The following is an 18,476-nucleotide window of genomic DNA, read 5'->3' on the forward strand; positions in this document are numbered from 1 at the left end:
TCCACTCTCCTGTCGTGTTCTCGCATCGATCGATGCCGATCATTCGATGGTAGCCAGTGTGACGGATGAGGTAGCAGTCACGTGTGCGGGAACACGGCGCGGGAGGCGGGCGTCGGCGAATTGTCCTGGCGGCGGGCCGTGACTACCTTTGACCGCGTGAGTGCCATTCCCTACTGCGACGACGTCCTGCCTGCCGACGAGGCCGTGATCGCGATTCCCGACGCCGCCGAGATCATGGGCATCCCCGTGACGAAGCTCTACCAGATGGTGCGTGAGCACAAGCTGATCGCGGTGCGCCGCGATCGAGTGGTCTCGATCCCCGCGAAGTTCGTCGGCGAGGACGGCGAGCCGATCAAGTACCTCGCCGGTGCGATCGCGGTTCTGCTCGACGGCGGCTACAACCACCCGTCGATTCTGCGGTGGCTCTTCACCCCGGACGACAGTCTGCCAGGCATGCCGGCCGACGTGCTGCGCGGCGACCACGCCCGCGAGATCATCCGCCGCGCCCAGGCCATGGCCTTCTAGCGCTCGATCGGATCAGGCGGCGCGTGACCCGAGCCGCGGGAGCCGTTCTCCGGCTCTGACGAGAAGACCTCGACCGGCCGCGGTCGCGGCGACACGAGCGCGCCGAGGAGTGCCCACGCGAGAGCGGACGGACAACGACCGGTACCCGTCGTTCTCCACGGCCTCGAGGATGTCCTGGTACAGCGCGAACGCGACCCGGATGCCCTCGCGCGCCCGCGGTTCCAGCAGGGCGATGCCGGGCTCGGCGGTGCGGTAGAGCGCGCGGGTGGTGGCGATGATGTCGGCCAGAGCGCGGCGGACCCTCGGATCGACGGAGTCCGTACGGCGGCACCACCACAGCAGGTCCTCGTCGACGCCGTAGGCGGTGAGCACGTCGCCGGGCAGATAGATGCGGTCGCGCGCGAGATCCTCGCCCGCGTCGCGAACGAAGTTCGTGACCTGGAAGGCCTCGCCGAGAGCGGACGCCGTCGGGCGGGCTTCCTCGACCGGACACACGGTGCCGAGGACGGGGAGCATCTGCAGCCCGATCACGGCGGCGGAGCCGTACATGTACGTCGACAACTCGTCCATGGTGGCGTAGCGATCCTTGTAGATCGCCGAGTGCGGTACGTCCATCAGCATCGATGTCATGAAGGCAGTGAAGTACTCGGACGGGATGTCGTAGCGACGTGCGGTGTCGAACAGGGCCGCCAGGATCAGCTCGTTGCGCCGGTCGGGTCCGGGCGGGACCGACGTCGGCGGGGCGATGGTCGAGGCGAGACCCTCGTTCAGTCGCTCCTCGATGCGGGTGAGCAGCGCCAGGTCGAGTGCGACCGCCGTGTCGTCGCCGCGCTCGGCGATCATGTCGACGTCGATGATGTCGTCGACCATGCGTGCGAACGCGTACAGCGCGTGCACCGCGGGCCGACGGTCGGTCGGCAGCAGGCGGGTGGCGAGGAAGTACGTCTTACCGTGTTCGGCTGCCACGTCCCGGCACAGCGCGTAGGCCTCGGGAAGATCGGTCACTCGGTCAACTCCTGGCTGGGCTGGTCCGGACGGGGCTGGTCCGGGCGGGCGGTCTCGGCGCGGACGCGCGGGGCCGGGACGAACGTGTTCTCGTGCTCCGGGTGTGTGACGGCCCGCAGGCGGAGGGGATCGACCGTCCGGAGCGACAGCGCGGCGACCACTGCGGCGAACGTCGCCAGTACGACGTGCGGGAACGTGTAGAGACCGATGGACCCGTCCGGCTGGAACACCAACATGAGCCAGGCGGAGAGGCCCACCAGCACGGTCAGAGTGGTCGCCGACATGGTGAGACCCGCGGCGACGGCGAGTGGCCACGAGTAGTACCAGGGGAGAGCGGCCGGGGACAGGATCACGATGGCCACCAGCGACACGAGGATGCCCAGCAGTGCGCCGCGCTCCGAGTGGCGCGATCGCCACCACGCCGCGGCCAGGATCGCGGCCAGAGCCACCGCGCACAGCATCCTGGTCACCTCGAGCACGGGGCCGAGCCGAGCGCCCGTGAACCACCCGGTGAAGACCGTGACCAGGTGGGCGAGGATGGTCGGCAGCGAGAGCCAGTTGATGATCTTGGCCGAGCCCGAGAGCGCCGTCAGCCAGCCGATGCCGACGCCGGCCACCAGGGACGCGACGACGAACACCGCGACGAACACGGCGAAACCGATACCTGCGGTCTTCGCGAACACCAGCAGGACGTGCTGGCGTCGCGGCGGGTCACCACGCTCGGCCCGCGCCTCGTTCTCGGTGCGGAGCCGGTCGCGCTCGTGGAGCATCCAGATCCACACCAGGAAGGGCAGCGCGATGCCCGCGGTGGCCTTGATCGCCACGGCGACCGCGACGAGCCCCATCCCGGCGACGTGGTGCCGGTCGAGGACGGCGGCGATGCCGGCCGTCATGAGACCGACCATGAGCATCTCGTTGTGGACGCCGCCGATCAGGTGGATCAGGACCAGGGGATTGAGCACGGCGAGCCACAGGGCCACGGCGGGATCCGCGCCGAAGTGTCGGGCGATGCGGGGGACCGCCCACATGGTGAGGGCGAGCCCCGGCAGCATGGTCAGGCGCAGCAACATCGTCCCGGCGATCACGTTGTCGCCCGTGAGCGAGGTGATGCCCTCGCCCAGCAGGAGGAACAGCGGGCCGTAGGGCGCGGTGGTGGTGGTCCAGACGTTGCTCACGTTGTCCAGCAGCACACCGGGATTGGCGACGGGACCGACGGCGTACGGGTCGAACCCGTCCCGGAGGAGGGCGCCCTGTGCGAGGTAGGAGTACGCGTCGCGGCTGAACATCGGGACCGCGAGCAGGAGCGGCGCGATCCAGAGCGGCACCACCCAGCGCAGCTGCCGCACCGTGGTCCGGTGACCGAGAGTGGCGCGTCCGAGACGGACCCACGCGGCGATCATGAGCAGCACGCCGATCCACACCATGACGGTCGACAACACGAGTCCGTGCCCGAAGCGGAGCCAGGACAGGTGCATCGCCTCGAGCAGCGGGTCACGACGGCGCACGGCACCCGAGCCGAAACCGCCGAAAGTGATGAGCGCGGACCCGGCCAGACCCACCAACGTGGCGCGGCCGGCGCGTCCCCCGAAGAACCGTCGTGTCGATCGCCACGACGACTCGTCGGTGGCGTCCGCGGCCCGGAGTGGGGAGGACGTCGTCATGTTCCTCCCCGGAAGACGCGACATGCCGGCGACCGTGCGGAAGCCGGGCTGAACTCACGTGAGTTTAGAGGCTCCGGACCGGAAGACGAACCGGCCCGCCGTCAGACGGCCACACGGGCCGAGCGACGCACGGACGGATCGATGCGTTCGGCGGCCAGTCGACCCGAGATCAACACCGTCGGCACACCCACTCCGGGGGTGGTCCCACACCCGGCGAGGACGACGTTGTCGATGCCCTTGACCAGGTTGCGGCGCCGGAACGGGCCGGTCTGGCGGAAGATGTGCGACGCCGAGAACGGGGTTCCCGCGACCATCCCCTGCGCGAGCCAGGTGGCCGGCGTGTCGATGTGGTCGATCTCGAGGTGCTCGGACACGCCGGTGTAACCGCGGCGATCCATCTCGAGCAGGATCTCCCGCACGTAGGGGTCGGTGATGGCGGACCAGTCCAACGGCGCGCTGTCGAGATTGGGGCAGGGCGCGAGGATCGAGATGGGCTCCTGCTCGACGCCGTCGTGCGTGACGCGCAGAGCCGGATCGGTCAGCGAGGTCCGGGTGATGAGCAACGACGGGTCCGACATGAGTGTGCCGCGCCCGCGCGAGGCGGTGAGCTCCTCGAACGTCTCGTTCCAGTTGTGCCCGAAGTCGATGACGTGGTGCGAGCGGGACGACCACCGCGCGGTGACGTCCACCGGCACGCGGCCGTGCACCACGACACAGGACGGTGACGCCCGGATCTTGCGGCGCACGGTGATGCCGGCGGTGGCGAGAAGGCGATCCGTCACCAGGAGATCCGGCGTGAGGATCAGGGAGTCGCACGTGTGCCGCTCGCCGTTCTCGGTCACCACCGCGCGAGCGCGGGTCCCGCCCTTCTCGATGGCGGCCACGCCGGTGGAGAGCAGCAGCGTGCCGCCCGCACTCACGAACGCGTCGGCCATCGCGTTCGCGATCGACTGCATTCCGCCGTCCGGGAACGACACACCCAACGACGTGTCCATGTGCGAGATCGCGGAGTAGACCCCGAGAGCTTTGGCGGGCGCGACACCGGCGTAGAGAGCCTGGAAGGTGAAGATGCGGCGCAGTCGCGGGTCGTCGATGAGCTTGTCGATCCGCTTTCCGAGTTTGCCGAATCCCCCGAGACGCAGCAGGGTCAGCGTGTTCGCTCGCGCCGTGCGCTCGCCCACGAGGTCGAGCGGTGAGTCGAAGTTGTCGTCGATGTAGCGGTCGAACTCCGCGTCGAACATCGATCCGATCCACGCGCGGAGCGTGCGGTAGCGCCGAGCCTCGTCCGGCCCGCACTTCTCGCCGACCTCCGCGATCATCCGCTCGGGATCGGAGTGGACGTCGATGGTGGTGCCGTCGGCGAAACGGGTGTGGTACGCCGGATGCAACGGTGTCAGACGCAGGGGAGGCGTGGTGGACTCGCGAGTCGCACCCACCGCGGCGAGCGCCTGATCGATCAGGTCGGGCATCGTGAGAACGCTCGCGCCCGTGTCGATGCGGTAGCCCGGCGCCGCGACGGAACCCACCCGGCCGCCGACGGTGTCGGACCTCTCGATCACGGTGACCTCGCGACCGGTGCCGCGGAGGTGGAGCGCCGCGGCGAGGCCGGACAGACCGGCGCCCACGACGATCACGTGATCGGTGGGTCCGGACACGGTGGCATGCGTCATGAGGTTCTCCTGGTGGCGGTGTAGGCCATGGCCGTGAGCCGCCTCTTGGCGTCCTCGGTGACATCGGACGCGTTCAGCGCCGCCAGGGCGCTGTCGGTCAGTGTGGTGATGCGGCGCTCGACGTCGTCGACGGCACCGAGATCGATCATGTGCGCACGCAGGTCGTCGACGGCAGCCTCGGAGAGGTCGGTGCCGATTCCCGCGCGCAGAGCTGCCGCGGTGGCGGGATCGCGTTCGTCCGCCGCGTCCAGGGCTGCGGCGAGGAGCACCGTCCGCTTGCCCTCACGCAGATCGTCGCCGGACGGCTTGCCGGTCACGGACGGATCCCCGAACACTCCCAGCAGGTCGTCCCGCAGCTGGAAGGCGATGCCGATGTCCGCACCGAACGTGCTGTAGACCTCCAGCAGGTCGGGGCCGGCGCCGGCGAGCGTGCCGCCGATGAGGAGAGGGCGTTCCACCGTGTAGGCCGCCGTCTTGTAGCGGTCGATCTGGAGCGCGGCCTCGACGGAATCGTCTCCACTGGCCTCCACGGCGATGTCGAGCAGCTGTCCGCCGAGCACCTCGGTGCGCATCGCGGACCACACCGGAGCGAGGCGTGCCGACGTGGCGGAGTCCAGTGCCGCCGCGCGGACGAGATCGTCGGCCCAGCAGAGCGCGATGTCGCCCAGCAGGATCGCGACCGACTCGCCGAACTTGTCCGAGTTCCCGCGCCACCCGGCCGCGCGGTGCCGTTCGGCGAAGGTGACGTGGACTGTGGGGAATCCGCGACGGGTCGAGGACGCGTCGATGATGTCGTCGTGCACCAGCGCGCACGCCTGGACGAATTCGAGGGCGGAGCACACGTCGAGGACGGCGTCGGCCTCGGCGGCGTGCGGATCGCCGCCCGCACCCAGGAAGCCCGTCCACGCGAAGGCGGGGCGGATCCGCTTGCCGCCGCGGAAGACGAAGGAGGTGAGCTCTGCCACGGCGTCGGTGTAGACGGGACCGACCGAGTCCACCGTGGCCTGCTGCGTCGCGACGAAATCGCGCAGGGACGTCTCGACCGCATCGACGAACGTCCCCAGGGGCCACTGATCACGGTCGTCCGCGGCGGACTCCGCGTCGAGCGGTCGGTGGGCGGCGGGGCTGTGCGGTGCGGCGGACAGAGTTTCCTCCGGTGTTCGGGGCGGCGGACGGTGTCCGCAGGCAGTCGGTCGGGATGCGGTCGGGTCTCGGGCGCAGCGTCCTGGCACCCCCGACTCTATCCGGGTATTCGGACACGGCGCCGGTGCGGACGACCTGGGGGCCCGAGCAGGTCGGCGCGGGAATCTATGCTGTGAGGCGTGACAGACGAATCCTCCCGCGCGCGGGTCAGCCGCACTCCGTCGGTGATCGACCGGTTGAATTCCGCGGCGCACGGGAGTGTTCCGTTCTCCGTCGAGTTCTCGCCTCCTCGCGACGAGGCCGCCGAGAACCGCTTGTGGCGTGCCGTGCGCACCTTCGAGCAGATGCATCCCGCCTTCGTGTCCATGACGTACGGGGCGGGCGGATCCACGCGTGATCGCACGGTGCGGGTCACCGGCGAGCTGGCGGAGGTCACCAACCTGCTGCCCGTGGCCCACCTCACGGCCGTGGGGCACAGCCGCACCGAGCTGCGCGCGATGGTCGGGGCCTACGCGGACCGCGGCATCTCCAACATTCTCGTGTTGCGCGGCGACCCTCCCGGCGATCCGCTGGGTCCGTGGGAGAAGCATCCGGACGGCGTCGAGTACGCGGAGGAACTGGTGCGGTTGGTCTGCGAGCTGGGCGACTTCCACGTCGGTGTCGCGTCGTTCCCCGAGGGACATCACCGCGCGCCCGATCTCGACCACGACACCCGCCATCTGGTCGCGAAACTGCGTGCGGGCGCCGAGTACTCGATCACCCAGATGTTCTTCGACGCCGAGGACTATCTCCGCCTGCGTGACCGTGTCGCCGCGTTCGATCCGGAGCAGGGCGCCAAGCCGATCATCCCCGAGATCATGCCCATCACGTCGCTGCGCAGCGTCAAGCGTGCGATGGAGCTGTCGGGATCTGCGCTGCCCGCATCCGTCGAGAAGCGCCTGTCCGCCGCGGCCGGTTCCGACCCGGACGAGAACCGGGCCGCCGTGCGCGCGGTGGGCATCGAGATCGCCACCGAGATGGGGGAGCGACTGATCGCCGAGGGCGCCCCCGGCCTGCACTTCATCACGCTGAACTTCGCGAAGGCCACCAGTGAGGTCGTCGGCAATCTCGGGCTCGCCCGCCCGGTTCCGGAGGGCACGGGTGGGATCGGTACCGGATCAGTGCCGGGTGGCCAGAACGCGCGACTTCCACACGAGAGTGCCCTGGCGGCGTCCCCGGTCCGATGAGGCCAGCAGCGCCGAGCCCGCCGCGATGGACAGTGGGTGCAGTGCCGAGGTGACGACGTCGCGGGCGAGCGAGTCGTCGCTGCCCTCCGCGCGCCGCGCAGCGATGCGCGACACCCATCCCGCCAGGTACCCGGCGACTCCCCACCGGCGGGTCGATCCGCGCGCGGCCATCGCGATCGGTGGCAGGACCCATACGGCTGTGGCGATCGCCGAGACGGCGAGAGTGCCTGCAGCGCCGCCGAACTGGGACCAGAGCCACTTCGCGTGACCGGCACGCACCTGCGCGGCGTCGGTGTACATGCGGCACGTCGCGACGCGCCCGCCGTACGCCACTGCCGTCGGGAGACCGCGGGAGCGGACGTGCCGCACCAGCGTCAGATCGTCGGCCACCGCGAAGCGTGTGCACTCGTGTCCGCCGACCACGCGGTAGGACGGTGCGTCGAGCACGAGGAACTGCCCGTTGGCCACGCCCATCGACGGCCGACGGCCTCGATTGGCGGCCCGGACGAGGAGGGTCACCGACCACGACCACGACAGCAGAGGCTGGACGACCCGCTCGATCGTCGTCACCGCCGTCTCCGCGGGCCACGGGCAGAGCATGGCCACGTCGTGCTCGCGGAGAACGGACGCGGCGGCGTCCAGTGCATCGGGATGCAATCGCACGTCCGCGTCGAGGAAGACGACGAGGGTCGGATCGGTGGTCGCGAGCGCGCGGCGGCCGAGGTCGAGGCAGGCGAGGGACTTGCCCATTCCCGGCGCGTCGGCCGGCTCGGTGGTGCGGCCCGCCAGGATCCGGAAACGCGGATCGTCCCCCACGACGGCCCGGGCGACGTCCGCGGTCCCGTCGGACGAGTCGTCGTCCAGCACGAGCACGGTCATCGCGGACCGGGAGCGCTGAGCCATCAGATCCCGCAGCAGGTCGGGGAGACGGTCTGCCTCGTCACGGGCAGGAATGCAGACCGTGATGCGCTCACCGGCCCGCACCGTCGCCGCGGACGAGGGCAGCACGCGGGGTGCGGTCGCTGCGTTGATCAGGGCGATGCCCGCGGTGGCGATCGAGGCGAGAGAGCCGACTCGGACCGCGTTCCGGGCTCGGCGCCGGGCGGTCACCGGCGGCCGGCCGACTCCGCATCGCGTCGGCGTCCGCCGGAAGCGTCGCGGGCGACGTAGGCCATGCCGCCGACGATGGCCGCGATACCCACGGTGACACCGAAGACGATGCCGGCCCACCCGGCGAAGCTGCGCGTGTTCGGATCCGAGTAGCGCACCTCGGCGCGCAGGGTGCTGCGCTCGCCGGCGGGGAGCTTCCAGGACACCACGTTGTCGCCCTCGCGGGCGCCGTTGGTGGTGGTGACACGGGCGGGGAAGGCGATGGTGAACTGCACGTCGCTGCCCTCGGCGGGTACGGAGCTCAGATCGACCTGGCCGGCGAGAGTGACGAGGTCACCCGCGCGGACCAAGGACAGCTGGTAGAGGCCGACCGACTGGTCGGACAGTGCCGCGAGCTGCTGCACGTCACCGAACGTGAGGTCGCTGAACAGCGCCTCGCTGCCGACGTACCCGTCCGAGTCGTACGGCTGCACCCGGATCTTGCTGCCCAGGCTGTCGGGGACCTCCATGCCCGGTCCGGTGTCACCCTCGGCCGTCGGCACCGTCGCGGCGACGATGCGGCCGGACACCCGGTCGTTCGAGGACACGCCCATGGACACCTGTGCCCGGAGGCACCCGGCCAGCAGCGGAACCGTCAGCAGGGCGAGCACGAGGACGGAGACCACGCGGCGCGGTACGGAAACGCGCGGCGACGTGCGAGGAGCAGCGGGGTGGGGCACAGCGGTCATCGTGCCAGGCCGCCGCGACACCGTCAGTGAACGGGTCGGTCGGCGCGGCGTGGCGCGTCGCGAGCGATGTCCGACCGGGGTCGGGACAGGGCGAGGAGGAAGGGGACACCGACGACGCCCATGGCGACGAGGCCGTACAGAGCGGACCAACCGAGGTCCGGCAGGAAGACCGCATGGGCGAGAGCAGAGCCGAGCCACGTCCACACGAACAGCCCCCACGGCACCAGCGGGCTCACCGTGGGTGTGCGCATCGGTGACCGCCCCAGGACCTCCATGGCGACGGCCATGAGCGCCGCGACGAGCAGCCATCCCACATAGTTGGTCCACGGGATGCCGTCGAGCCCGGGCAGGGGAGCGAAGGGACTGCACCAGGTCCACTGACCGTCGGCCACCATCTGAGGGTCGAGATACAGATCCCACCCCACGACGCCGACGGTGGTGAGTCCCACGCGGGTGAGCACCGGTCGGCGCATCCGCTGCGCGACGACGGTGGCGGCGCACCACACCGGGTAGAGGCCGGCCGTCCAGGCGAACGGAACCACCACCGGCACGTGGGCCAGGGAGGGTCCGATGCGGTCCTGCGCGTACTCGTAGCACCCGAAGGGCATGCCGGTTCGCGTGCCGATGATCTCGGCCGTCAGGCCGATCCCGGCGGTGAGCAGCACCATGAGCGTGGCCCACCCGGGCCCGCGTGCGCTCGCTGCGTGCGTGACGCAGGCGGCGGCGAGCAGAGCGACGACACAGAACGTCACGGCGTCCTTGACGCCGCCCGAGACGAGCGGGTAACTGATCTGCGCGAGGACGGCCGCGACGGCGAAGCCCACCGCGACGGGTGTGGCTCGCCCCGACGCGCGGAGAGTGTCTCCCGACCTCATCGGCGGCCCGGGAGAGCGGCGCCCAGACGCGACGCCACGCGCTTCAGAGGACTGCCCGCGCGTTCGGCGATCGCGAGCCGGGCGGCACTGCGGCCGCTGGATCCGGAGACACCGCCGCCGGGGTGCATCGAGGCGCCGGTCAGGAAGAACGACGGGGCTCCGGGCACGGTCATGTCCGCGAGCGCCGGCATGGGGCGCCACATCATCATCTGGTGCAGTGACATCTCGACGTGCATCACGTTGCCCCCGACGAGCCCGAGTTCCTGTTCGAGGTCCCACGGGGACTGGGTGTGCCGCTGCAGAATGCTGTCGGCGAAGCCGGGGGCGTACTTGTCCACCTCGGCGACGATCCGATCACCCTCCAGTTCCGCCACCTCGGGGCTGCCGCCTCGCCAGCTCCGACCGTCGGCCAGTCGGTACGGGTGCCATTGCGACCACAGCGAGACCTGGTGTTCGCCGGGCTTCGCGATCGACGGGTCGACCGCGCTGAAGCTCATGGCCAGCACCACCGGCGCCGGCGGGAGATCGCCTGCCGATGCCGCTCCGTGCGCCCGACGGAGCTGGGCCCGGTCGTGTACCAGCAGTTGCAGTCCGCGGCTGGACGACTCGACGCCGGGAGCGCCGGGATACTGCGGCAACGACGACGTCGATGCGCGGACCACCATGCCGATGCCCGGCCCCACGTCGATCTGCCGTCGCCACGACTCCGTCGTCGCCGTGTCGAAACCGCCGGCGTCGAGGAGGTCGAGCGTGGTCAGGATGTGGCACCCGGCGATGACCGTGCGTGCGCGCACCTCCTCGCCACTCGCGGTGCGGACCGACCATCCGTCTCCGACACGCGTGACCGACACGACGGCGTCACCGAGGGTGACGGTGCCTCCGTCGGCCTCGATCTTCGTCTGCAGCGCGACGCTCAGCGCGCCACTGCCGCCGACGGCGCGGCCGGGCGGGGTCGTGTGCATCAGAGCGTTGAAGGCCACCATCGGGGCCGTGCCGGGCTCGGACATCGGCGGACCGGACTGGGCGCCGAACCACGCGAGAGCCGCTTTCAGGCGCTCGCTGTCGAACCACCGGTTCAGAAGCGAGTCGCCCGACGCGAGGAACTCGCGGGACAGGGCCGCCGCACCGCCGCTCGCGTCCATGCCCCAGAAGGAGGACAGCAGAGCCCTCCCGGTGGGCGGACTCCCGAACGACGTCATGACACGTGCGCTGCGGGGCCCCCACAGTGCGACGAACGCGCGGTACGCGTCCGCGTCCTTGCGTCCGCACGCCGCCTCGATCGAGGCACAGGTGGCGTCGAGATCCACGGAGAACACGATGCCCGGCTCGTCGGTGCCGGGCGGAGGCGGCGCGAACGCCCACGGGTCGCAGTCGAGATAGCGCAGGCCGTGATCGGCGAGACGCAACTCCTCGATGATGCCGGTCTGCCGGATCATGATGTGCGCGGACGAGCCCCGATCCACCTTGTGGCCGGGGAAGCGCTCGACCGTGGAGGCCGCGCCTCCGACGACGGTGTCTCGTTCGAGGACGCGGACGGACCATCCGGCATCGGTCAGGTAGGCGGCGGAGACGAGTGCGTTGTGACCCGATCCGACGACGGCGGCATCGATCACGTGGTCGGCCCCTCTTCTGTGGTGGTGTCGAGACCGAGTCCGGTCCCGGGTGTCAGGGGTAATTCGCGGCCGAGCACCGCGAAGGGTCGGGCGTCCCCGGCGAAGTGGAATCGGCGCACGACGTCCTGGAACCCCGTCCGCCGGTAGAGACGCCATGCTCGATTGTCCTCGCCGGTGACCTCGGGGGTGGAGAGCAGCACGGAACTCTCCCGGCGGCCCGCCATGAGGGCGAGCAGGAGCCGTTCGCCGAGACGGTGCCCCTGAGCCTCGGGGGAGACGTGCAGCTCGGTCAACTCGACGTAGTCCGAGAGGACCCGCTCGGCGTTCTCGGCGGACCACCCCGCTCGTCGCATTCCGTCGCGGACCTGCTGATGCCACCACTGATGTGGCGCTCCGCGATAGCAGTAGGCGATCGCCACCAGGTGGTCGTCGTGTGAGACTCCTCCCACCGCGCCCCACCCCGGCCGCAGGATGTGCTCCGCCCACATCGGCGCCCGATGCAACTCGGTTCCGCGCGGGTAGCCCATCGCGGCGACGTAGACGGACAGGGCTTCGGTCAACCGTCGGCGCATGTCCTGCGGGGTGAGTTCGATCAGACGAATGCCCTCGTCGGAGGGGCCGCCTCGGGCGTCGTGAACGGTACTCACCTCGATCCCTCGCATCGTGTCGGACGTCCGCGCTACAGTGAAGTCATCGAACACGCGTTCGAACGAATCGACCTCGGGTCGATCGGCCCGACATCGGGTCGATCGCGCGAGACGGTCCGGAGAACATGTCCGACCTCCATGCTTACATCGCGCTCGATCGGCCCGCTCAGGGGAGTAACCGACAGGCCGACGGTGTTGAGAAGGACGTGGGACGCCGATCGGTTCACGTGTCGGAGAGGGAGGCAGCGCAATGGCTCGGAGCACGGGTGGTCACACTGCGGCACGCCGCAGCTCTGCAGACCGCACGGAGGGTGGTGAGACGATGACGAACGGCACGGTGGTCTCGTTCGACGCCTCCGCGGCGCCGTCGCGCACGCACGCCCGCGCCCGCATGTTGCTGCGTCGTGCGGACGCCATTCTCGGTGACGCGGCCGGTGCACCGTCGGCGGCCGACATGTTCCTCGAGTCCTACGTCGCCGCGTTGCGCGGTGCCGGCGCCCTGCTCGACGCGGTCGATCCGGTGCCCAAGCGTGGGGCGTCCCGCAGCGCCTGGGTGCGCATGCGGACGGCTGCGCCGGAGTTCACGGAGTGGGCGTCGTACTTCGCCGCGTATTCCACTCTGCGTGCGTCCATCGAGGCGGGCTCGGCCGATCGGCTCGACGCGGCCGAGGCGGACGAGTTCTTCTCGCAGGTGGGACGCTTTCTGCACCGCGTCGAGGACCGTGTGACCTCGCGGTCCGACGCGGTCGCGGTGCCCGCGTAGACCTGGTCGCCACCACGGAGCGACTTTTTCTCGCATACTGGTGGTGCAGGTAGGTGGCTCGCCGCCGATTCTGCTCGTATCATCGACAACAGGTAGCCGGACCGATCGGCTACCTCTCACTTCTGGCCAAGAAGTGAGAGCCACCATCCAGTGCCGGGGGAGGTACCGTGCCACTCTCCGAGCACGAGCAGCGCATGCTCGACCAGATCGAGAGCGCTCTCTATGCCGAGGACCCCAAGTTCGCGTCGACCGTGCGCGGCGGACGGATTCGAGCCGCATCCACGCGGCGTCGTTTTCAGGCCGTCGCTCTGTTCGTGATCGGCCTCATTCTGCTCATTGCAGGCGTGGCCCTCCCGTTCAAGCCCGGTGGATTCCCGATCATCAGTCTCGTCGGCTTCGTGTTCATGTTCGGCTCCGGCGTTCTGCTCTTGCTGCGCAAGCCCACCGCGCCCCAGTCCGAGCAGTCCGAGGGCGACAACCCGCCGGCACCGGGAAGCGGCCCGCGCCGTTCCGGTTCCGCACCGCGCCGAGGTCCTCGCAAGGGATTCTCCTCGCGGATGGAGGATCGTTTCAAGCGACGGTTCGACCAGGAATGAGAGAGACCGGAGCGGTCACATCGATCGCTCCGATTCTCGCGTGAGGGGCAGCGCGCCTCTCACACCGATGCTGTGACACATCAGCGCGGCACCCACCACGGGTGCCGCGCTGATGCCGTTCAGGGACCCGTGGGTGTCGATCCCCCCACCGCGCCCCACCGAGGGTGGTCTCGGCCCCCAGATCCCCACCACGCCCCACCCGGCACCCCTGGCGACTCCGCCGCGCGCGGTCACCCGGGCCCGTGACGCGCGAACGTGCCGTTCGACCTGCATTTATCCGGTTCACGGGGGTCGCGGAACGGTGGGGGACACCTCCACTACGCGCACGTGGGTCCTCCCGCTGCCGGACCGACTTCGCTGCTCTTTGTGCGTGCGACCTGGCCCTTTAGTGACGAGTCACTGAAATGTTCCGCCGTGTCGATTGAATGTGGGGGAAAGTGGGGTAATGTGGCGGACAGCGGGGATCGATGGAGTCCCGCGAACTGCACGACACGGGGTCGAGGAGGTGCCGAGTGTTTCTCGGTACCTACACGCCCAAGCTCGATGACAAGTTTCGACTGACGTTGCCGGCGAAGTTTCGCGAAGACCTGGCGGGAGGAGTGATGGTGAGCAAAGGGCAGGACCACAGCCTGGCCATCTACCCCCGTGACGTGTTCGCGGAGCGGGTGGCGAAGCTGTCGAAGGCCTCGCGGTCGAACCCGCAGGCGCGCGCGTACATCCGCAACCTCGCGGCCGGTACGGACGAGCAGCGGCCGGATTCGCAGGGTCGCATCACCATCGGGTCCTCGCACCGCGAGTACGCGGCGCTGTCGAAGGACTGCGTCGTCATCGGCTCGATGGATCATCTCGAGCTGTGGGACGCCGCGTCGTGGGAGCGGTACTCGCAGGAGCACGAAGAAGATTTCTCGCAGGCAGTGGACGAATCGCTCATGGACATGTTGTAGCCACACCCGGCCGGCGGCGAGTGCCGCGTGGCCTCTGCCCGAACCGGGCCTTGACGTACTTCCCCAACGCCAAGTACCGGTCGGACCCTGACGTACTTCCCCAACGCCAGGTTCCACTGTCGGACAGAGACCTCGACGCACTCACCGCTCCACCTGGCACGACACACAGCTCGAATGCGAATCAGGCGGGAGATCACCACCATGGCGGAGGACGAGCAGGCATCCGCCTCGCCTTTCTCGCACGTTCCGGTCCGTCTTCCTCGGGCCGACGAACTTCTCGGACCGGCGTTCGTCGCCGCTGCTGCGAACGACCGCGATCCCGTCTACATCGACGCCACTCTCGGCCTCGGCGGTCATGCCGAACACTTCCTCACCGCGTATCCGCGGTTGCGTCTCGTCGGTCTCGACCGCGACCCGGACGCGTTGGCCATGGCCGGAGAACGGCTGGCTCCCTTCGGTGACCGCGTCTCGCTGGTCGCGACCACGTACGACGGTATCGAGGTCGCGCTGGCGTCGGTCGGCCTCGGCGCGACGGACAGCGTCGACGGGATCCTCTTCGATCTCGGCGTCTCGTCGATGCAGCTCGACTCCGCCGATCGTGGCTTCGCCTACTCCGTGGACGCACCGCTCGACATGCGGATGGATCCCACGACGGGTCGGACCGCCGCGGACATCCTCAACACCGCGTCGCACGGTGAGATCGCCCGCATCCTCAGCACCTATGGCGAGGAGCGCTTCGCCGGCCGCATCGCCTCGGCGATCCTGCGCCGCCGGGAGACGGAACCGTTCGTCACCAGCGGGCCTCTCGTCGAACTGCTCTACGCGAGCATCCCGGCGGCGACGCGTCGCACCGGCGGACATCCGGCGAAGCGGACCTTCCAAGCACTGCGGGTCGCGGTGAACGAGGAACTCGACTCGTTGCGAGACGCCATCGCACCGGCTCTCGACTCGCTGGTCGTCGGGGGACGCATCGTCTTCATGTCGTACCAGTCCCTCGAGGACCGCGTGGTCAAGCAGGAGCTGACACCGCGCACCCGCTCCACCACGCCGGAGGGGCTCCCGATGGAGCTGCCGGGAAGCGGACCCGAGTTCCGGCTGCTCACTCGCGGCGCCGAGAAGGCCTCGCAGGACGAGATCGACGACAACCCCCGCGCGGCTCCGGTCAGACTGCGCGGCGCAGAACGCATTTCCAGGAGGTCGTCATGAGTGTTCCGGTGGACGTGACCGGATCGGACGGCAACCGCCGCGCCGGGTCCTCGCTCGAGACGGTGCGCGCACCGCGGCCTCCCGCTCGCACGGGCGCGGCCAAGCGCGCGTACGACAAGCGTCGCCAGCGTGCGATGTCCCACGAGTCCGACCCGCGCGCGCAACGACCCACCCGATCCGTCGCGGCTCGGATCCCGTTCGTGGCCAGCATCATCGGGCTCCTCGCCATCGGACTCGCCTCGACACTGCTGTTGAGCACACGCGCTGCGGAGGACTCGTACCTGCTCAGTGCGGGGCGTGCCACCAACGAGGAGCTGACGGAACGGGCCGCCGCGCTGCAACGTGACGTGGAGACAGCGAACTCGGCTCCCGAGCTGGCCCGTCGCGCGACCGCACAGGGAATGATCCCGACGAAGGACGTTCCGCGACTGGTGGTCCTGCCGGACGGCGTCGTCCAGGTGATCGGTACGCCGGCACCGGCCGCCGGTCCACCGGCTCCCGACTTCGCGGCCGCCACCCCGTCGGGCGGTGCGGCGACTCCGAGTGCGCGCCCCGGGGCACCCGCGTCCGGCGGGGAGGCGCTCACACCCGTCGGGCGCCCGGGTACGTCGCCGAGTGCGTCCGCGACCCCGACCACGTCGGCACCGGCAGCATCCACCACGCCGGCCCCCACGACGTCCGCACCCGCGGCACCGACGACCACGCCAGTGCCGGAGAATGCTGCGCCGCAGCCTCTTCCGGCTCCCGCCGCCGCGGTGGGCGAGCAGCAGGTACCCATCGCAGGAGGCGCTCGGTGACCACTCGACAGCCGTACCGGAGCACTGGCCGCGACCACGGCGACCCACGCGCTCGGCCGGCCACCGGCTCCGGTCCTCGCGGTCCTCGTCCGCCGCGTCGACAGGGTCCACGCAAGTCCGAGACGTTCGACTTCCGGTTCCGCTACGGCCGTTTCGCGATGTTCGCGATCCTGGGCGTCGCGACGCTGCAGTTGCTGTGGATCCAGGGCATCGACGCCCCGTCGCTGTCGGCGCAGTCGGCCAGTCAGCGCACCACCACCATCGTCGATCCGGCGACACGAGGGTCCATCACGGACCGGGACGGCAATCCCATCGCGTTCACGATGGAGGCGAAGGCGCTGACCTTCCAGCCGCAGCGAGTGCGTGTGGAGCTCGAGGAGGCGAAGGCGAAGGACGACACGAAGCCGGATCCGGACGATCGCATCCGCGAGGTCGCTGCCGGTGTCCACGGCATCCTGGGCGACCTGGTGTCGGAGAAGGACCTTCTCGACAAGATGACCGGATCCTCGTCGTTCGAGTACCTCGTGCGCAGCATCGATCCCGCCGTCGCGGCGACCATCGCCGAGCAGTACCCCGAGGTCGGCCTCGAGCGGCAGGACATCCGCGAGTACCCGGGTGGGGCGCTCGCCGCCAACATCGTCGGGGCGACCGGCTGGGACGGCCACGGCCTGCTCGGCCTCGAGGACTCCCTCGACCCGGTGTTGGCCGGTACCGACGGCTCCCGCACCTACGACCGCGGCAGCGACGGCGCGGTGATTCCCGGCAGTTGGCGCGACCAGCAACCCGCCATCGACGGCTCGAATGTGGAGCTGACGCTCGACAGCGACATCCAGTACTACGTTCAGCAGCAGGTCCAGCAGGCCAAGGATCTGTCGGGCGCCAAGAACGCGTCGGCCGTCGTCCTGGACTCGCACACCGGCCAGGTGCTGGCCATGTCGAACGACGGCACCTTCGACCCGGCCATCGGCGTGGGCAACAACTCGCCGACGGCGCAGATGGGCAACCTCGCGGTGTCCAGCCCGTTCGAGCCGGGATCGGTGAACAAGATCGTCACGGCGGCGGCCGCCGTCGAGGACGGTCTGACGAACCCCGACGAGGTGCTGCAGGTTCCCGGCAGCATCACGATGTCCGGTGCGACGGTCAAGGACGCCTGGGATCACGGCGTCGCGCCGTACACGACCACCGGTGTGTTCGGTAAGTCCTCCAACGTGGGCACGCTGATGCTCGCGCAGCGGGTCGGCGAGGATCGCTACGCGGACATGCTGGACAAGTTCGGGCTGGGACAGCGCACCGACGTGGGCCTGCCCGGCGAGAGTGCCGGCAGTGTCCCGGCCCGCGACCAGTGGTCCGGCGGCACGTTCGCGAACCTCCCGATCGGGCAGGGCCTGTCCATGACCCTGCTGCAGATGACCGGTATGTACCAGGCGATCGCCAACGACGGCGTGCGCATCCCGCCGCGCATCGTGTCGGCGACCGTCGGCAAGGACGGTCAGCGCACCGCGGAGCCGCAGCCCGAGGGCGTGCCGGTGGTCAGTGCCGACACCGCGCGCACCGTGCGCGACATGTTCCGGGCCGTCACGCAGAACGACACCGGCAACCAGCGCGGCACCGGTGTCGCCGCCGGTATCGAGGGATACCAGGTCAGTGGCAAGACCGGCACCGCGCAGCAGGTCGATCCGGAGTGCAAGTGCTACTCCAACTCGAACTACTGGATCACCTTCGCCGGCATCGCGCCGGCGGACGATCCGCGCTACGTGATCGGCATCATGCTCGACGCCCCGACCCGCAGCTCCGATGGATCGGGCGGGCAGTCCGCCGCTCCGCTGTTCCACTCGATCGCGTCCTGGATGCTGCAGCGTGACGCGGTGCCGCTCTCGCAGGAAGGTCGTCGGCTCCTCCTGCAGGCGGACTGATCCGTCGACAGTGCAGGGCGTTCACCTGCACCGGGGCGGACTTCGCCATGGCAC

The 18,476-nt window shown here is 69.8% G+C and carries 17 protein-coding genes; 8 read left to right on the forward strand and 9 right to left on the reverse strand.

All coding sequences use genetic code 11. The features are described 5' to 3' along the window. Positions 1–156: 156 nt before the first annotated feature. Positions 157–525, forward strand: a complete 369-nt coding sequence (locus J4E04_RS08240) for an Rv2175c family DNA-binding protein (protein ID WP_490150333.1) — start codon at positions 157–159, stop codon at positions 523–525. Between the two features lie 12 nt (positions 526–537). On the opposite strand, the gene J4E04_RS08245 is transcribed toward J4E04_RS08240, so the two are convergent. The 4 genes from J4E04_RS08245 to J4E04_RS08260 all read right to left on the reverse strand — a co-directional run bounded on the left by J4E04_RS08245 (position 538) and on the right by J4E04_RS08260 (position 5,925). Continuing rightward, positions 538–1,530 carry a phytoene/squalene synthase family protein gene (locus J4E04_RS08245; RefSeq protein ID WP_490150334.1) on the reverse strand — a complete coding sequence of 331 codons (993 nt, stop codon included), beginning with the start codon at positions 1,528–1,530 and terminating at the stop codon, positions 538–540. Then, the gene (locus J4E04_RS08250; protein ID WP_051613368.1) at positions 1,527–3,191 is read right to left on the reverse strand and encodes an alpha-(1->6)-mannopyranosyltransferase A; all 1,665 of its coding nucleotides are present in this window, start codon (positions 3,189–3,191) and stop codon (positions 1,527–1,529) included. The genes J4E04_RS08245 and J4E04_RS08250 overlap by 4 nt, the downstream gene beginning before the upstream one ends. Positions 3,192–3,292: 101 nt before the next feature. Further along, the gene (crtI, locus tag J4E04_RS08255; RefSeq protein WP_222638368.1) at positions 3,293–4,861 is read right to left on the reverse strand and encodes a phytoene desaturase family protein; all 1,569 of its coding nucleotides are present in this window, start codon (positions 4,859–4,861) and stop codon (positions 3,293–3,295) included. After that, positions 4,858–5,925 carry a polyprenyl synthetase family protein gene (locus tag J4E04_RS08260; RefSeq protein ID WP_261782193.1) on the reverse strand — a complete coding sequence of 356 codons (1,068 nt, stop codon included), beginning with the start codon at positions 5,923–5,925 and terminating at the stop codon, positions 4,858–4,860. Before J4E04_RS08260 ends, crtI begins: the two co-directional genes overlap by 4 nt. A 258-nt stretch (positions 5,926–6,183) precedes the next feature. Here J4E04_RS08260 and J4E04_RS08265 point away from each other — a divergent pair, with 258 nt between their 5' ends. Further along, positions 6,184–7,230: a methylenetetrahydrofolate reductase gene (locus J4E04_RS08265; RefSeq protein ID WP_490150335.1), complete on the forward strand. Its 1,047-nt coding sequence runs from the start codon at positions 6,184–6,186 to the stop codon at positions 7,228–7,230. On the opposite strand, the gene J4E04_RS08270 is transcribed toward J4E04_RS08265, so the two are convergent. From J4E04_RS08270 to J4E04_RS08290, 5 genes are read right to left on the reverse strand one after another with little or no spacing between them, the layout of a single operon-like run. Next, positions 7,162–8,340: a glycosyltransferase family 2 protein gene (locus J4E04_RS08270; protein WP_056445607.1), complete on the reverse strand. Its 1,179-nt coding sequence runs from the start codon at positions 8,338–8,340 to the stop codon at positions 7,162–7,164. The genes J4E04_RS08265 and J4E04_RS08270 overlap by 69 nt on opposite strands. After that, positions 8,337–9,068 (reverse strand): LppM family (lipo)protein, encoded by a 732-nt coding sequence (locus J4E04_RS08275; protein ID WP_056445605.1) that lies wholly within the window; start codon positions 9,066–9,068, stop codon positions 8,337–8,339. Before J4E04_RS08275 ends, J4E04_RS08270 begins: the two co-directional genes overlap by 4 nt. A 23-nt stretch (positions 9,069–9,091) precedes the next feature. Beyond that, entirely contained in the window at positions 9,092–9,943 is an 852-nt protein-coding gene (locus J4E04_RS08280) for a carotenoid biosynthesis protein (RefSeq protein ID WP_490150336.1), read from the reverse strand. Beyond that, the gene (locus tag J4E04_RS08285) at positions 9,940–11,556 is read right to left on the reverse strand and encodes a phytoene desaturase family protein (RefSeq protein ID WP_490150337.1); all 1,617 of its coding nucleotides are present in this window, start codon (positions 11,554–11,556) and stop codon (positions 9,940–9,942) included. The genes J4E04_RS08280 and J4E04_RS08285 overlap by 4 nt, the downstream gene beginning before the upstream one ends. After that, the gene (locus J4E04_RS08290; RefSeq protein ID WP_231476337.1) at positions 11,553–12,128 is read right to left on the reverse strand and encodes a GNAT family N-acetyltransferase; all 576 of its coding nucleotides are present in this window, start codon (positions 12,126–12,128) and stop codon (positions 11,553–11,555) included. The genes J4E04_RS08285 and J4E04_RS08290 overlap by 4 nt, the downstream gene beginning before the upstream one ends. 397 nt (positions 12,129–12,525) lie before the next feature. On the opposite strand from J4E04_RS08290, the gene J4E04_RS08295 reads away from it, so the two are divergent. The 6 genes from J4E04_RS08295 (at position 12,526) to J4E04_RS08320 (ending at position 18,422) form a co-directional block, all read left to right on the forward strand. After that, positions 12,526–12,966 (forward strand): SAV_6107 family HEPN domain-containing protein, encoded by a 441-nt coding sequence (locus tag J4E04_RS08295; protein ID WP_231476320.1) that lies wholly within the window; start codon positions 12,526–12,528, stop codon positions 12,964–12,966. 167 nt (positions 12,967–13,133) lie between these two features. Continuing rightward, entirely contained in the window at positions 13,134–13,562 is a 429-nt protein-coding gene (locus J4E04_RS08300) for an SCO2097 family morphological protein (RefSeq protein WP_027505840.1), read from the forward strand. Between the two features lie 512 nt (positions 13,563–14,074). Next, positions 14,075–14,506: a division/cell wall cluster transcriptional repressor MraZ gene (mraZ, locus tag J4E04_RS08305; protein ID WP_027505841.1), complete on the forward strand. Its 432-nt coding sequence runs from the start codon at positions 14,075–14,077 to the stop codon at positions 14,504–14,506. Between the two features lie 201 nt (positions 14,507–14,707). Next, positions 14,708–15,712, forward strand: a complete 1,005-nt coding sequence (gene rsmH, locus J4E04_RS08310; protein ID WP_222645462.1) for a 16S rRNA (cytosine(1402)-N(4))-methyltransferase RsmH — start codon at positions 14,708–14,710, stop codon at positions 15,710–15,712. Next, positions 15,709–16,509, forward strand: a complete 801-nt coding sequence (ftsL, locus tag J4E04_RS08315; protein WP_490150338.1) for a cell division protein FtsL — start codon at positions 15,709–15,711, stop codon at positions 16,507–16,509. Before rsmH ends, ftsL begins: the two co-directional genes overlap by 4 nt. Then, positions 16,506–18,422 carry a peptidoglycan D,D-transpeptidase FtsI family protein gene (locus tag J4E04_RS08320; protein ID WP_082544520.1) on the forward strand — a complete coding sequence of 639 codons (1,917 nt, stop codon included), beginning with the start codon at positions 16,506–16,508 and terminating at the stop codon, positions 18,420–18,422. The genes ftsL and J4E04_RS08320 overlap by 4 nt, the downstream gene beginning before the upstream one ends. Positions 18,423–18,476 lie beyond the last annotated feature (54 nt).

It is taken from the genome of Rhodococcus sp. NFXS4, from assembly GCF_058139645.1.

Excerpts from the sequence above, each read along its gene's own strand:
- J4E04_RS08250 (WP_051613368.1), bottom strand. The coding sequence starts at position 3,191 with ATGACGACGTCCTCCCCACTCCGGGCCGCGGACGCCACCGACGAGTCG.
- crtI (WP_222638368.1), bottom strand. The coding sequence starts at position 4,861 with ATGACGCATGCCACCGTGTCCGGACCCACCGATCACGTGATCGTCGTG.
- J4E04_RS08275 (WP_056445605.1), bottom strand. The coding sequence starts at position 9,068 with ATGACCGCTGTGCCCCACCCCGCTGCTCCTCGCACGTCGCCGCGCGTT.
- J4E04_RS08280 (WP_490150336.1), bottom strand. The coding sequence starts at position 9,943 with ATGAGGTCGGGAGACACTCTCCGCGCGTCGGGGCGAGCCACACCCGTC.
- J4E04_RS08290 (WP_231476337.1), bottom strand. The coding sequence starts at position 12,128 with ATGCGCCGACGGTTGACCGAAGCCCTGTCCGTCTACGTCGCCGCGATG.
- J4E04_RS08295 (WP_231476320.1), top strand. The coding sequence starts at position 12,526 with ATGACGAACGGCACGGTGGTCTCGTTCGACGCCTCCGCGGCGCCGTCG.
- rsmH (WP_222645462.1), top strand. The coding sequence starts at position 14,708 with ATGGCGGAGGACGAGCAGGCATCCGCCTCGCCTTTCTCGCACGTTCCG.
- ftsL (WP_490150338.1), top strand. The coding sequence starts at position 15,709 with ATGAGTGTTCCGGTGGACGTGACCGGATCGGACGGCAACCGCCGCGCC.